We start from the raw sequence: 15021 nt of genomic DNA on the forward strand, positions 1-15021 counted from the left end.
TTTTTAGCCCGCCATATACATCAGCCAAAGGCTGACTAACCCGATGATGATAATCCATACCACTTGTCGTGCTCGGTTTGGGTTATTGCCTTTAGGTCTTACTACCGTTTTAAGAACAGTTTGCTTAGCCGACTGAATAAACGGAGCTTCAATCTCACGCTTTTTCACGCGACGCTTAACCGCGCTGTTCGCAACTTCTGTAAAACGCTGACTTTGATCCGTTGTAAAGTCGTTATCAAAGCCCACCCGACCATTCTTTTCGCCATGTTTTTGCTGTACTGCCATAGCGGCCTCCTTGGCGGTCTACTCTACATTCAATTATAGACATAATTTTATATTGTTACCTGTTCAATATTTTCGAATAAGTCACTCAAAGCTGTGCCGTCTACTTTTTGAATCAAATTACATAAACTACAGCTATTCAAGTTTATGAGGGTTTCAAAATGACGAATGTAAGAGCAGTAGATCATGTGCTTGCAGCACATGCCACCTCAGATGGTGATGGTGTCAAAATCCAACGACTCGCTGGTTTTAATAACGCACGCTTCTCTCCATTTTTGATGATTGATGAACTTAAGTCGGATGAAAGCAAAGACTATGTTGGCGGCTTTCCTCCACATCCTCACCGTGGGATAGAAACGCTCACTTACATGCTGCAAGGTCACTTCCAACATAAAGACCATATAGGGAATATTGGAGAGCTACGCAGCGGTGGCGCTCAGTGGATGGCTGCAGGTCGTGGCGTCATTCACAGCGAAATGCCAATGATGGAAGAAGGCACGCTGCATGGTTTTCAGATTTGGATAAACCAACCTGCAACACACAAAATGCAGCCAGCGCAATATCATGATTTTCAAAGTGAAAGTATTGCAGAGTATCTAAATGAACAAAGCGGTTTACTAAGAGTGATCGCTGGTGGATTTGAATTACATAACAGAAATGAAAATGATTCAGAGGCTTTGCAAGCACAAGGTCCATTGCAAACGACAGGTGTGCCATTAAGCGTTGCGGATTGGCGAGCGAATTCAGGACAACAAGTAACGCTAGAGACTCTAGTTGCTCATAATGCCATGACTTATGTGTACCGAGGCACGATTCAGATCGGAGACAAAGTCATCAACCAAGGTCAACTGGCCCTGTTAACAAAAGCTGAATTGTTGTCTTTAGAAAGCCTAGAAGATTCAGGTGTGCTGATTTTTTCTGGTCAACCGATTAATGAACCGGTTGTGCACTATGGTCCGTTTGTCATGAACTCGATGGAAGAGATTGAACAGACAATTCAAGACTACAACAACGGGATATTTGAAACTTATTAGTGCTCTGGCTTTAAGCATTAAGCTTTGGCGAAAGTATTGAAAAGATTTTGTAACGAACAACGATTTAGTCATCCATTTGATGACTGTAAAAACAAGTGACACTATCCACTGCCGGTTACTATCACTTATTTAACCACGCTCTTGGAGCGTGGTTTTTCTTATTAGTCAAAGACTACTCGAAGGATCTTACAAATACTCACACAGGTAAGCTGTCGCTTCTTTTACCTGTAAGTCGAATGAAGAATCACCCGCAACGTCAAAAGACTCACCAGATTGGTATGTCGTCCAGTCATCATCGCCAACACGCTTTACAATCAAAGCACCTTTAACAACGGTCATTTTTTCTGGAGCCGCAGTACCAAACGTGTATTCACCAGCCGCCATCACACCAACACTCACATCAGCACCAGATTGGTTAAACGCTAACGACTTAACGCCACCTTCAAAGTATGTGTTTTCTTTAATCATTGTACTTCCTTGTTATCTCAAAATTGCAATTACTGGGCTCAACGAATAAGCCTATGCGTAACTCTAGGTGATCATTGTTTTAACCAATTCGAGACTGTCCTACAAGAAATAAATACGCATAGCTTAGTCATTTATGGAATTCGATTTTATTGGTAGCATAAATGCTGAGGTAAAGATTAAAAACCGCCAACGCAACCAAATTTTTTGGAACATTCGATCCTGCTTCTAACTCTTAGAACAATTTTTGCAAACTAAGGTTTTAGTTAATAGAATCTAAAACAATATCAGTCGAAAAATGAAGAGATAATGGCAAAAAATCCGACTAAAAACAGAGATCTACTTGCCAACTTGCTACTCTACGGCTTCCTATTCGCTGGCTTTATGATTGCCCTCAGCGCTGGTTATTTTGCTTACCAAACCCACCAACAATCTGTCAGCCCAAGTAATGTCTATGGCACATGGATAGAGATTGCTGCTCCACCTTACAATACCGATATCCTTACGCTTTCTGATAAGGGCGTGATAATGAACCATCGCCTCATCAGTACTGCATTTGATTTTGATGGTCAGATTGTCACCATCAACACTGGTTCTGGAAAGACAGTTTACACAATCAGTGGCACTTACGATTCGCCTCGTTTAAAGCGATTGGTTCCTAGTACTCCTTCTCAACAGTTCATTAAAGAAGGCTATGAAGATACTGCAATCGGTGATACTCATAGTATCATGCAACAACGACGTGCTTCATTAGCTGAGCAATTCAAAAGATAACCCTACGCAAGATCTCCTTCCGGCCAGCCTTTTTACCAACACCCTTAGCTTTGTGATACCGCTTCAATTCACGGTATTTCTTATAGTTTGTCACAAATTTTTATAACTTCATGTCGTGTAATTTCACTTATGAGATCTTCTTAATGAACATTGTTTTGTTTTATAAAACATGGACTCAGCCTCTCATTCACTAAGCAACAGATTTGTAACAAGGTACAATTTTTTAGTTGTCCATCGAAAATAGATTTATTTTCAGTTCTGAAATTAAAACTCTCTCGAATACTGACGGGGAAGCTCCATCAAAACTGACTGGAGCCGTTTATGGGGCCATTTGGTTCCGTAACCTTCAAGGAATGAGAGAAAAAAGTATGATTCGTATAAATACCTGTGCTGCGAGCATTGCTCTAGCGCTATCTGGTACAGCATTAGCTGCTCCAACAGCACCTAGCATCGACATGTACGGTTCCAACAACCTGCAGTTTTCTAAAATTGAACTCGCGATGGAAACCATATCAGGCTACAACCAGATGGTTAAATATCACGACAAAGCGAAAGTCGACGTTAAATTCAACCAATGGAGCGGGACATCAGGAAACACTTACAACATCTACTTTGATGGCGTTAAAGTTGCGACAGGCCCAATCACTGGCAGCCAAACCACAGCTTCATTCGAATACGGTCAGGGGGGCTTATTCGAGATGGAAATAGAAGCGTGTGACGAAACAGGCTGTAGCAAGAGTGCGCCCGCTCAGATCACAATCGCCGATACCGATGGTTCACACTTAGCACCACTAGCGATGAATGTAGACCCGAACAACAAGTCATACAACACCGATCCCAACACAGTAGTAGGTACTTACTTTGTAGAGTGGGGAATTTATGGTCGTGACTACACGATAGACAATCTGCCCGCAGACAACTTAACTCATATCCTTTATGGCTTCATCCCAATTTGTGGCCCTAACGAATCAGTAAAATCGGTAGGCGGAAACAGCTACAACGCACTCATGGCAGCTTGTCAGGGTGTTAACGATTACGAAGTGGTGATTCATGACCCTTGGGCAGCTTTCCAAAAAAGTTTCCCTCAAGCAGGTCACGAATACAGCTCCCCTATCAAGGGTAACTACGCGATGATGATGGCGCTAAAGCAGCGCAATCCAGATTTAAAAATCATTCCATCAATTGGCGGTTGGACACTGTCTGACCCATTCTTTGATTTCACAACTAAGGCAAACCGTGACACCTTCGTAGCGTCTGTTAAGAAATTCCTTAACACATGGAAATTCTACGACGGTGTGGATATCGACTGGGAATTCCCTGGTGGAGGCGGCGCTGCGCCAGACCTTGGTGACCCTGTAAACGATGGCCCAGCTTACATTGCCCTGATGGCAGAGCTACGCGTGATGTTAGATGAGCTAGAAGCTGAAAACGGTCGTACTTACGAGCTAACTTCTGCGATTGGTGTCGGTCACGATAAGATTGAAGATGTGGACTACGGCGATGCTATCCAATACATGGATTACATCTTCGCAATGACTTACGACTTCTACGGCGGTTGGAACAACGTGTTAGGCCACCAAACAGCATTGAACTGCGGTAACTTCATGCGCCCAGGTCAATGTGATGGCTCAGGACTTGATGAAAATGGCGAACCATACACTGGCCCAGCTTATACCGCTGACAACGGCATTCAGTTGCTGCTTGAACAAGGTGTTCCAGCCAACAAACTCGTGGTGGGTACAGCAATGTATGGTCGTGGTTGGGAAGGCGTATTACCATCATCACTTTCCGATCCTAGCGACCCGATGACAGGGGTTGGTAACGGCAAGCTGAAGGGTAGCTCTGCACAAGGTGTGTGGGAAGATGGCGTAATCGACTACAAAGGCATTAAGGCGAACATGCTTGGTGCTAACAACCAAGGCATCAACGGCTTCGAATACGGCTACGACGAAATGGCAGAAGCGCCTTACGTTTGGAACCGTACTTCAGGGCAACTGATCACATTTGATGATGACCGTTCTGTCAAAGCAAAAGGCGCGTACGTTCGTAGCCTTGGCCTTGCGGGTCTATTCTCTTGGGAAATTGATGCGGATAACGGCGACATCCTAAACGCAATGCATGAAGGTCTTGCCGGCGGTACAACAGATCCTGTAAACCGTAAACCAACGGCAGCCGCTGGTGCAGACCAATCGGTTGAAGGCCCAGCTTCTGTTTCTCTAGATGGCAGCGCTTCAAAAGATAGTGACGGTACGATTGCGAGCTACGTTTGGTCACAAGTGAGCGGAACCGCAGTAACACTAGCTAATGGCAATACAGCAGTTGCAAACTTCGATGTTGTTGAAGTTACGCAACAAGAGGCGCTAACATTCAGCCTAACCGTAACAGACAACGAAGGCGCAACGTCAACAGACACAATTGTTGTAACGGTAAACCCTAAAGACACAGGCCCAGTCAACACCGCTCCGGTAGCAGTGGTTACAGCTCAGGCTAAAGCCAATGCGGGTGATGTGGTAGTGGTAGATGCGTCAGCGTCTAGCGATGCAGACCAAGATACATTGGCCTTCACGTGGGATGTACCAGCAGGTATAAACGCAACAGTACAGGGCGCTTTGGTAAGCTTTGTCGCGGCTGAATACACGCAAGATACGACGCTGAACTTCTCTGTAACGGTCAGCGATGGCACAGAGACATCGTTAGCGGCTACTTCAGTAAAAGTTCTTAAGAAAACGACAGGCGGCGGTACGTGTACTAACGCTTGGGATTCAAGTGCGGTCTACACTGGCGGCGACCAAGTGACTCAAGGCGGTAAGGTTTGGGAAGCAAAATGGTGGACTACAGGTGAAGATCCAACCACAGCAGGCCAATGGGGCGTGTGGAAAGAGATCGGCCCAGCTAGCTGTGCCAACTAAAAAAATGGAATTTAGTTAAACATTAGCTAAACACCTAACAGTAAAGGCCAACCAGAGAATGCCTGGTTGGCCTTTTTATGATTTGTTCTCTTAGTTGGCGCTCCGCTGACTTACGCTCGTTAAGCTTAGCCAATCAAGTTATCAAAGCTCTCGAATACTTGTGGGCACTTCATCACTCGACCGTGCCCTTGGCCTTGAGTCGCAATCAAGGTAATACAATCCATTTCATTAGCCGCACGCTGAGACACATCAAACTTCGAAAACTTGTCTTTCTCATCATGTACAATAATCGTCTGAGATTTACGAAGTGCTAGCTTCCCATAAGGGTCGACAGACTGAAGTGGATAATTAAACTGCTCTTCCACTTCTCCCACGACTGCCTCAAACAGCTTCATTGAGTAACCAGAACGAGCCACACTCTCAAATAAATTTTCTAGATAATTCAACACAGGTGCAATCAACAACAACGGCTGGTTTTCTAATTTAACGTGCCTGCATTCCAACGCAGAAGCAGTGCCCATACTGTGACCGACCAAACCTGCTACCTCACCCACCGAAGCGAGAATAGTTTCAAGGCCGTTCACAAATGCAGGAATATGACCATGTACGCCATCGCTGCCACCATGCGCGGGGTGATCGTAAGCTAGAGCCGTGAAACCTTTAGCCGCGATATGCTCCATCAGAGGAAAGAACTGACTCGCGGTACCAGACCAACCATGAGTAAGCACCCAAACTGGACCAGTGCCCAAAGAGTAGGTTTTTAAAACGCCATCTCGACCTTTGATCTCACTTTTGATCAGTCCTTGTGGATCGGCGTTTTTTTGCTCTGTACGCATTGGTGTGAGCAGCAGTTTACGCGCTGTTTTCTTTGCATGGCTCGGCGCTAGAATATAATGCAGGTTCGTTGTCGCACCAATTAGGCTGCGTTTGAAGCTGAATTTATTCGATGTATTGAAGTAGATTTTGTCACTCATGACCGTTCCTTATATCGCCATATCATTGGCTTATCGAGCTCGGCCATAAAAACGAACGACCGTGCTATTTGTTGGTGTAAAAAATGGCGCAGAGCTTTTTATAGCTGCTTACTACCACTTCTCTTCAAATTTTCAGGTTTTAGATAAGCAAAGCTCACATGCTTCGCGAACTCTATGTTTTGCGAACTCTATGTTTTGCGAACTCTATGTTTTGCGAACTAAGTGGTTTGCGAACTAAGTGATTTACGAGTTAAACCGCTTCCCAGCTGGCGACTAAACGTTCTACACCACTCCAAAAGTGAGTGTGGCTCGCTTGTTGGCCCCGTAAGGAGTAAAACAAGTTCGCGCTCAAGTAGAGACCGTATAACTCAAAGGTTGCCTGCTTAGGGTCTAAATCGGCTCTGAACTGTTTACTCTCAACCGCTTTTGCAATCTGAATCGTCAAGTAATCAATCCACACTGAAATCGTTTTCTGCAGCGCTTTCTGAATCACAGAGGTTTCACTGCCCGCATCTTTCCATGCATCAATAAACATGCAGCTACCTTGAAATGAATGATTCCAACCCAGCCAATTGTCGAGCAGCTGCTTTAGTTTCGCTTCAATATCACCATCCCCCAACTCTCGCGCGGGAATGATGACTCTTTCAGTGAATATGGCGTTGGAATACTCGAGTACAGAGAGCTGCAGGTTCTCTTTAGAGTTGAAGTGCGCGAACAATCCACTCTTAGACATGCCACACTGCTTGGCTAATTCACCAATCGTTAAACTCTCAAGCCCATTTTCACTTGCAAGTGCGAATGCATGGCTCAAAATATACTCTTTGGTTATCTTTCCTTTGCTCATTATTCACCAATAATAAATCTGATGGTTTATTTTTAGCACGTTCGTACTTTTTTTCAAGTTTTTTGCTTTACCACTGGGATTTAATTTCTCTTATCAAAGAACTGTGGAAAAATGCGACAATATTCAAAGGAAATTGAAATCGACTAACAAAGGAAAAAGAATGAACACACTTTGGGAACAGTTTGCGTTTTCGGCGTCAGTAACAGGCCCTATCTGTTTAATGCTGTTTCTTGGTGTGGTGCTCAAGCGAATTGGCTTAATCAATGACAACTTCATTGATGTCGCATCCAAGGTGGTGTTTCAAGTCACTCTACCCGCGATGTTATTTCTCAGTATTGTTCAGTCTCACCACGATTTTGCCGCAAGTGGAAAGCTCGTTATTTTTGGCTTGTTAGCTAACCTTGCCTTCTTCGTGTTCACCACTATCAGCACTAAAATTGCCTTTAAAAAGCCTCAAGACCAAGGTGTGATAGTGCAAGGTGGCTTTCGCGCCAACACCGCTATTATTGGGCTTGCTTATGTTGCCAATATATACGGCAACGATGGTGTCGCGCTCGCTGCTCTTTATGTCGCCTCCTTGACGGTTCTCTATAATATTCAGGCTGTTATCGCGCTCACTCCAAAGGGCCAAGAGTCGGGTGACAAAGCCATTCAAGTCATCGTTAAAACACTCACCAAAAACCCTTTGATTATCTCGATCGCCTTAGGTGTATTATTCTACTTACTATCAATTCCTGTACCGAAAATGGTGACTGATGCTGGGCAATATTTCGCTAATATGACCTTACCGTTAGCCCTTTTGTGCACGGGAGGATCGCTTGATATTCGCTCGCTGAAAAAAGATAAGGGCCCGACTTGGTTCTCTACCGGATACAAACTGGTTTTGGCTCCGCTAGTGATCACGCTTACTGCCCTATTCTTCGGTTTTAGAGGATTAGATCTTGGCCTTATTTTCTTGATGAGCGCAGCACCAACCGCTGCCGCAAGCTATGTTATGGCACGTGCGATGGGCGGAAACTCAACGTTGGCTGCCAATATTATCGCGCTAACCACTGTCGTTTCACTTATCACTTGCACGCTTGGTATATTCGTATTAACAGCAATGGATTTAATATAGCTGCGACAGGCTTCAAAAAATAAACATAAGCCTTAAATCAAAGGCCTCCACCTTTGATTTAGGACTAACTGATTCCACATAAAGGCTGTTAGATTTTACGAAATTTTTCTTAGAAATCTGATATGTCTTCCGTTCAACATACGTCTTCACAACGCATCGCCAGTATCGAGTTGGGTCGAGTGGTTGCTATCTTGGCGATCATTGGCTTACACGGCCAGATGGCACTGACTTATTGGCAAATAGATGAAGTGCCATGGATTGGTTATGTGCTCAACCAGGCAGCTCGCTTCGCCGTGCCTCTGTTCTTCCTTATTTCCGGCTATCTTATTCAACCTAAGCTCACCGCATCGCCTTGGACAACCTTCATCAACTACTCCAAACCACTACTCAAAGTTTGGTTGATTTGGAGCGTCATTTGCCTAGTCATGCCATTCAATCTCGCTAAGGTTGAAGAGTTAGGTTACTTAGGCGAACGCCAAGGCTACTGGGACTTTTTAATGAACACTCCACTTAACTCTTTCTTAGAGGGTGGATTGGTGCATTTGTGGTTTATTCCCGCTCTTGTGTGTGCCGTTTTGATCATCGCCTTAATGGTTGAGATGAAACTCGACAAACTGCTATTGCCAGCGGCTATTCTGCTTTATGTTTATGGTGTGTTGGCGGGCAGCTATGCGAGTTTAACCGATCTAAGCGCGCCGTTCTTCACGCGTAACGGTCCGTTCTTTAGCACGTTAATGGTGACCTTAGGTTTCCTCATTCGACAGCATCAGTGGAAAATATCATCAGCTAAAGCGTTGGGATTATTAGCGTTAGGCATGCTAATTCACTTTGCTGAGGCTGCATGGCTAACCCAATTTGATATCACCTTTAATATTCACGATTTCTTATTGGGTACAGTTTTTTGGGGGATGGGTGTGTTTATGTGGCTTCTCGCTAATCCAAACATCGGCGACTACGCATGGGTTCGTGTTATCTCAAACCGTATGTTGGGTATCTATGTAAGCCATCTACTGATCATTATCTTACTGTTCAATGTTTGTGGAATATTAGGTATCACGGGATTAGCCAAAGATAGCATTGTATTCTTCGGTACCTTTATGCTTAGTTTCATGCTAGTTGTTGGTATCGAACAAACACCACTAAAGCGATGGCTATTACGTTAATGCTTGTTTTCACGTCAATTCAAATGGCAGCTTCAAGGCTGAGGTTAAGCTAAAGCAAATCATTATCTAAGCTAAAATGAAGCACCCAAAAGTCAGCATCTAATGTTCGCATTAATGCCACAAAGGTTATAATTTAGTTATAGCCTTTCTTTTTTTCAGGACGAAAAATGAAGCCCCTACACAGACTAACCATTTTTATCACCTGTATTTTACTTTTTAGTCCAATAGTATTTGCAACCACCGAATTACCATGGATATTTGTAAAAAGTGAAGATGGCATTATCATTCACAAACGACCACATACTGCGGGGTTGGTAGAGATACAAGCACAAATGCAAACGCCCACCACTTATTCTGGTTTTTTGTTGCTATTGGAAGACAGTGAGAACGTACCAAATTGGATAGATAACGTGTCGAACAGCCGCGTCTTGATGCAGATCTCTGACGCGGAAAACATCGTCTATACCCAATTCAAAGCGCCATGGCCAGCCCAAGATAGAGACATGGTGACCTACTCGAAATACAGAGTGGAGGATGGGCAGTTTGTCTTATCTATTAAAGATGCATCGAACTATTTAGCTAAAGAGGCAGGGTATATTCGAATGTACGACATCGACGCCTTGTGGACCCTACAGCCTCTCACCAATGGCAATACCTACATCACCTATACCGCTTATGCGAACGCAGGAGGCATCTTACCTAACTGGCTAATGAATGAGTTATCGATTAGCAGTGCACTGAGCACGTTTAAAGGGTTGAAAGAGCAGCTACCAAAGTACCAAGGCCAACAACACCCGAACCTGCCAAACGAGCCTCGCTAACGATACAGGTCTAGTTAACGTCAGTTAGGGCTATATTTTGAGCTAAGATAGGCACCAAGACGTTCAGTATCAAGCCTGCGAGGACAATCGCCCAAGCAGGAGGAAGGCGCAATGCCATAATGCTCCCTAGAACATTTTATCAAAAGGTAGGTAAACTAAGTTTAGGACAATCAAAGAGATCATGCAGATAAGCGTTAGCACCATCCCCACTTTTCGACCTTTCAAGTTCTTCGCCAAAATCCCTTTTGCATGAATCACTCGCCCTAATAAAAACGCGACGCCAAGCACATGAATAAACCATACACTGGCACCATTCATCTCTAGGAAGCCCATTAAGATTACCGTAATTGGAATGTAATCCATTGCGTTACTTTGTGCTGAGCGTACTACCTGCAACGACTCAACACCGCCATCAGCATGAGCGATAAGATTAATACGCCTTTGCTTAATAACTTCGATCGCCAGCCATATCATTAATACTGTCAGCAAAGCTGCGTAAAGTGCTGTAATCATCATCTATCCCTATAAATTGGAGTTTATTCGGCGTATTTTACCCATAGATTCACTGTTGAGGTAAACACGTCGTGGTATTTATGCCCTAACACCTGTGAGAGATCTCTTACACAGAAGTAAGATATCACAACTAAGCTTCGCAGAAGTTTCCTAAAAAACAACCCCAACCCCTTGTTTTGTATGAGTCGACGCATATTTCTTTCAGTTAACGTCTTCATTTACTTCTTCAACTCAATTGCGAACAAAGCCTCAAGAGTGTCTAATGTACGTGTCGACAGGGAGTTGGCAGGAACAGGAAAAAGCCTAACGGATTAGGTATCTTCAGGATGAAGGTTTGATGACTTAGGATGAGTTATCAGCAAGGAAGTTATGCTCTAGGATAGAGTCACTTATCGGGATGATGAGTTAGCAAGGACACCGCTAGGAAGGCGATGAATTGGATAGGTTAAAGGATTTAACCAGGTCAAGGAACGATGCAGGGAGCATTGGTTACCTATTGAAAGATAAGTAACGCGCAGTAGCAGGATGGCTACAAAAAGAATAGACCCCGTTTGGTGAAGGCCAAACGGGGTTTCCTTTTTGTTACGTCTAAAAAGATCTAGAAATCACGTTACAAAATAATGTTCATCAAGAACATTGCACCAAAAGCATTCAATACCGAAATCGCGATCATCACTGGAATGTAACGACCTTCAGTACCAATTGGTCCCATGATACGGCCCATGTACTGCACCTGAGAGCCCATCAAGTAGATAGCAGGCGCCAAAATAGCGATATGGTTGCCGTTCAAGATACCTTGGTCAAACAGCGTGATAACCACACCAACAGCCCCGCCCATCGACATCCACGCACCAATCAGTACCGCAGCCGCTTCGCCAGGTAAACCAAATACCGCCATGATAGGCGCAAACACAGTGCCCATCAGATCCAGTGCACCTGTGATTTGTAATGCCTTGATGATGACGAATGCCATTAGAACATTCGGTACCGTAGAAGTAGTGGCAATTACCCAGCCTTTCTTAGCGCCTTCAACGAAAATATCAGTCACCATTGGTTTCTTTGCTTTAACTTCGCTCATTATGCTACTTCCTCTTTCAGTTTTTGTTCTTTGTCTGATTTTGGTTTGTCTTCTTTGCCTTCAGTAATGTTGAGGTAAATTCGGAATAGGTTCGCACCAACAAACTTAAAGATAAATATCACGACAACAGCTAAACCAATTGATGAAGTGACAGCAAGAGAGCCGTCCATTGCTGTCAACGTGAACAGCACTGCACCTGAAGAGAAAAAGTTAACGATCGCCGCACCCGCCGTAAACTGGAACATGGTGAACACATCGGTTTCACGCTTAGTCAGATGCCCTTCGTCTTTCAGCTGCCTCGTCATCGCAGCACCAGCATCGGTACTTTGCAGCGAAGCGATCAGTGCCAAGCCTGAATTGCCCGGAATTCCCATCAGAGGACGAAGCAGAGGTGTCAATAGTTTGCGAGCCGCATCCAGTGCACCATAGTGCTCAAGTACGTTGATCATACCCAGTGCAAACATCACGGTCGGAATAAGTGTCAAAGCAAAAATAAAACCGTCACGAGCACCATTTCCGCCTTTGCCTCGCAGTGACGTCGTTGCCGCTTGAATACCATCAGCCGATTCACTCACATCGTAAGCGACCTTACCGAATGAACCGTTGAGCGTTGTAAAATCGAACACCCCATACCATTCATTTGACTGCATGAATCCGGAAAAGAACACAATCGCAAAAGCGAGTGCGATGTAACTACCAACCGTAGTTGGACGATGGTTTTGTGTTGGATTAGTCATAGGAACCTCTATATGCCTTCGTTTATGTGGAACAAAACACATATAGATAGTGCAAGTTAATGATTCGACGATTAATGACCAAAATCAAATAGCATATAAATTCACCCTAAATATCAATAGCGAAACATAAAACTGTGATTTAAATTTAAAGCCAGATTCAAAAACCAAAATAAATTAATAACTCAACATAAAAAACCAACAAAAACCACACCAATAACCTAGCTGTACATAAATAACGAAGCCCTATCGATAGCTTAGCTAAGGCAATCTTTTAATCATAATCTATTGAATTATTAAGATATCTATCACACCCCACGAACTTATTTAGGTCTACGCTTTTACGCGTGTTAATAACTCATTAACTTCGGAGCGTAATCCATGCTAGGTATCCAGCTTTCAGTTGTTCTCTCTTTTTTATTTTTTTCTACTGTGGCAGACGCTGCTACTGCTCAGTTAGGAGAACCTCTCAAGCTCACCAACTCATTTGTTGGTTACCTATCCCTGACCATTTTCGTTGTCGCCTACGTCGTTGTGATGATGGAAGAGTATTTAAAACTGCGGAAATCGAAACCCGTTTTACTTGCTGCTGGTCTCATCTGGATCATCATTGGCTTCACCTACCAAGAACACAACCTCACCGAGGTGGCTAAACAAGCACTCGAACATAACTTACTCGAATACGCCGAATTACTGCTTTTCCTGTTGGTCGCGATGACGTACATCAGCGCAATGGAAGAAAGAAGGCTGTTTGATGCACTTCAGGCATGGATGGTAGGTAAAGGCTTTAACTTCCGATCTCTATTTTGGTTAACCGGTATTCTGGCCTTCTTTATCTCCCCGATTGCCGACAACCTCACCACCGCTTTATTAATGTGTGCCGTCGTTCTAAAGGTTGCAGGGTCAAATCCAAAATTCGTAAACCTTGCCTGTGTGAATATCGTGATAGCAGCCAATGCTGGCGGCGCATTCAGTCCGTTTGGGGATATCACAACGCTGATGGTATGGCAGGCAGGCTACGTGAGTTTTAGCGAGTTTGTTCCCCTATTTATTCCTTCAGTCATGAACTATGTGGTTCCAGCCTTAATCATGTCATATTTCGTTCCCACAACTCAGCCCGATACCGTGCACCAACATATCGAGTTAAAACGTGGAGCAAGAAGGATCGTATTTTTATTCATCATGACGATTGCCACAGCTGTCGCTTTCCACGCCGTGATTCACTTTCCTCCCGTCATGGGTATGATGATGGGCCTCGCCTATCTTCAGTTCTTTGGTTATTACTTGCGTAAAACCTTACCCAACTCACTCGCCCAGAAAAAAGCGATGGCGATTGCCAACAACGACGAAGGCGCACTCAAGCGATTAGGCTCAGTCGTACCATTTGATGTATTTAGAAGAGTATCTCATGCCGAGTGGGACACATTATTGTTCTTCTACGGCGTCGTAATGTGTGTCGGTGGTTTAAGTCTGCTTGGGTATTTGGAACTTGCTTCTGGAGTAATGTACAGCCAATGGGATCCAATTTGGGCCAATATCATGGTGGGGATCTTGTCCGCGATTGTCGACAACATTCCGGTTATGTTTGCGGTGTTATCAATGGAGCCTCAAATGTCGATAGGTAACTGGTTATTGATTACCTTAACGGCAGGGGTTGGCGGTAGCTTATTATCGATTGGTAGCGCGGCGGGCGTGGCATTAATGGGGGCGGCACACGGAAAATATACCTTCTTTGGTCATTTGAAGTGGATGCCAGCGATCATGATTGGCTACGTGGCCAGTATTGCTGCTCACTTGTGGTTGAATGGTGGCCTTTTCTAATTCAATGGACCTTTCTGCGGCTTCTCAACTCGTGTCCAGACATTGCTTAACTGTATTGCTGGGCACATATTGCAGGTAAGTACTTCACCTTGATGCTGAACTCGCATCACCAAGTCTGAATCAGTTCGGCTGCTTCCGGAATTTAATTCAATGATGACCAAATCATCGTCGACGCTATAACTGCGTGTAACCGTGTTATCCGTGGTTTGATAGGTCACTTTCCCCGACTCAAAAAGCAGATAGCTGTCGCTGTCAGCATTTTCATACATACCTGTGAACAAAACCAACTGTGGTACTTCGAAAGGGCGAGTGGTATCCGTTAAGCAACCTGTCAGTAATAACACGCTACTGCAGCTGAACATAAGTGATTGATAGCGATTCATTTGGGCATCCTTGCCTAAAGCACATGATAAAAGGATATGCAACCAAACAAGGATTTTCCAGAAAACGACAATTTTATTGCGAAGTTACCACTTGAATACCCCTTGTTCT

The 15021-nt window shown here is 44.2% G+C and carries 15 protein-coding genes; 7 read left to right on the top strand and 8 right to left on the bottom strand.

Translation table 11 applies throughout. The features are described 5' to 3' along the window. Positions 1–3 precede the first annotated feature (3 nt). Positions 4–285 carry a hypothetical protein gene (locus tag ACED48_RS00085; protein ID WP_017057598.1) on the bottom strand — a complete coding sequence of 94 codons (282 nt, stop codon included), beginning with the start codon at positions 283–285 and terminating at the stop codon, positions 4–6. Between the two features lie 158 nt (positions 286–443). On the opposite strand from ACED48_RS00085, the gene ACED48_RS00090 reads away from it, so the two are divergent. Further along, positions 444–1316: a pirin family protein gene (locus ACED48_RS00090; protein ID WP_017057599.1), complete on the top strand. Its 873-nt coding sequence runs from the start codon at positions 444–446 to the stop codon at positions 1314–1316. Positions 1317–1502: 186 nt separating this feature from the next. Here ACED48_RS00090 and ACED48_RS00095 read toward each other — a convergent pair whose 3' ends face one another. Then, entirely contained in the window at positions 1503–1784 is a 282-nt protein-coding gene (locus ACED48_RS00095; RefSeq protein WP_017057600.1) for a pyrimidine/purine nucleoside phosphorylase, read from the bottom strand. A gap of 306 nt (positions 1785–2090) precedes the next feature. Here ACED48_RS00095 and ACED48_RS00100 point away from each other — a divergent pair, with 306 nt between their 5' ends. Next, entirely contained in the window at positions 2091–2555 is a 465-nt protein-coding gene (locus tag ACED48_RS00100; protein WP_017057601.1) for a DUF2850 domain-containing protein, read from the top strand. A gap of 368 nt (positions 2556–2923) precedes the next feature. Then, complete coding sequence (locus ACED48_RS00105; RefSeq protein WP_017057602.1) at positions 2924–5464, top strand: glycosyl hydrolase family 18 protein; 2541 nt, start codon at positions 2924–2926, stop codon at positions 5462–5464. A gap of 125 nt (positions 5465–5589) precedes the next feature. Here the strand turns inward: ACED48_RS00105 and ACED48_RS00110 are convergent, their stop codons facing one another. Further along, the gene (locus tag ACED48_RS00110; RefSeq protein WP_017057603.1) at positions 5590–6438 is read right to left on the bottom strand and encodes an alpha/beta hydrolase; all 849 of its coding nucleotides are present in this window, start codon (positions 6436–6438) and stop codon (positions 5590–5592) included. 250 nt (positions 6439–6688) lie between these two features. Next, positions 6689–7282, bottom strand: a complete 594-nt coding sequence (locus tag ACED48_RS00115; protein WP_017057604.1) for a TetR/AcrR family transcriptional regulator — start codon at positions 7280–7282, stop codon at positions 6689–6691. Positions 7283–7442: 160 nt separating this feature from the next. Here ACED48_RS00115 and ACED48_RS00120 point away from each other — a divergent pair, with 160 nt between their 5' ends. The 3 genes from ACED48_RS00120 to ACED48_RS00130 all read left to right on the top strand — a co-directional run bounded on the left by ACED48_RS00120 (position 7443) and on the right by ACED48_RS00130 (position 10383). Next, positions 7443–8399 (top strand): AEC family transporter, encoded by a 957-nt coding sequence (locus tag ACED48_RS00120; protein ID WP_017057605.1) that lies wholly within the window; start codon positions 7443–7445, stop codon positions 8397–8399. Positions 8400–8521: 122 nt separating this feature from the next. Then, on the top strand, positions 8522–9562 hold the full coding sequence (locus ACED48_RS00125; RefSeq protein ID WP_017057606.1) for an acyltransferase: 1041 nt from the start codon (positions 8522–8524) through the stop codon (positions 9560–9562). A 167-nt stretch (positions 9563–9729) separates the two neighbouring features. Continuing rightward, positions 9730–10383 carry an START domain-containing protein gene (locus ACED48_RS00130; protein WP_017057607.1) on the top strand — a complete coding sequence of 218 codons (654 nt, stop codon included), beginning with the start codon at positions 9730–9732 and terminating at the stop codon, positions 10381–10383. Between the two features lie 126 nt (positions 10384–10509). On the opposite strand, the gene ACED48_RS00135 is transcribed toward ACED48_RS00130, so the two are convergent. The 3 genes from ACED48_RS00135 to ACED48_RS00145 all read right to left on the bottom strand — a co-directional run bounded on the left by ACED48_RS00135 (position 10510) and on the right by ACED48_RS00145 (position 12711). Continuing rightward, on the bottom strand, positions 10510–10896 hold the full coding sequence (locus ACED48_RS00135) for an MAPEG family protein (RefSeq protein ID WP_017057608.1): 387 nt from the start codon (positions 10894–10896) through the stop codon (positions 10510–10512). Between the two features lie 610 nt (positions 10897–11506). Next, positions 11507–11974, bottom strand: coding sequence for a YjiG family protein (locus ACED48_RS00140; RefSeq protein ID WP_017057609.1), 468 nt, complete (start codon positions 11972–11974; stop codon positions 11507–11509). After that, positions 11974–12711 carry a nucleoside recognition domain-containing protein gene (locus ACED48_RS00145; protein ID WP_017057610.1) on the bottom strand — a complete coding sequence of 246 codons (738 nt, stop codon included), beginning with the start codon at positions 12709–12711 and terminating at the stop codon, positions 11974–11976. The genes ACED48_RS00140 and ACED48_RS00145 overlap by 1 nt, the downstream gene beginning before the upstream one ends. Before the next feature lie 378 nt (positions 12712–13089). Between ACED48_RS00145 and nhaD the strand changes: the two genes are divergently transcribed. Beyond that, positions 13090–14529 (top strand): sodium:proton antiporter NhaD, encoded by a 1440-nt coding sequence (gene nhaD / locus ACED48_RS00150; protein WP_017057611.1) that lies wholly within the window; start codon positions 13090–13092, stop codon positions 14527–14529. On the opposite strand, the gene ACED48_RS00155 is transcribed toward nhaD, so the two are convergent. After that, positions 14526–14912 (bottom strand): hypothetical protein, encoded by a 387-nt coding sequence (locus ACED48_RS00155; RefSeq protein ID WP_017057612.1) that lies wholly within the window; start codon positions 14910–14912, stop codon positions 14526–14528. The genes nhaD and ACED48_RS00155 overlap by 4 nt on opposite strands. Positions 14913–15021: the final 109 nt, after the last annotated feature.

The sequence above is a fragment of the Vibrio sp. 5S239 genome (genome assembly GCF_041439575.1).
Classification (GTDB): domain Bacteria; phylum Pseudomonadota; class Gammaproteobacteria; order Enterobacterales; family Vibrionaceae; genus Vibrio; species Vibrio kanaloae.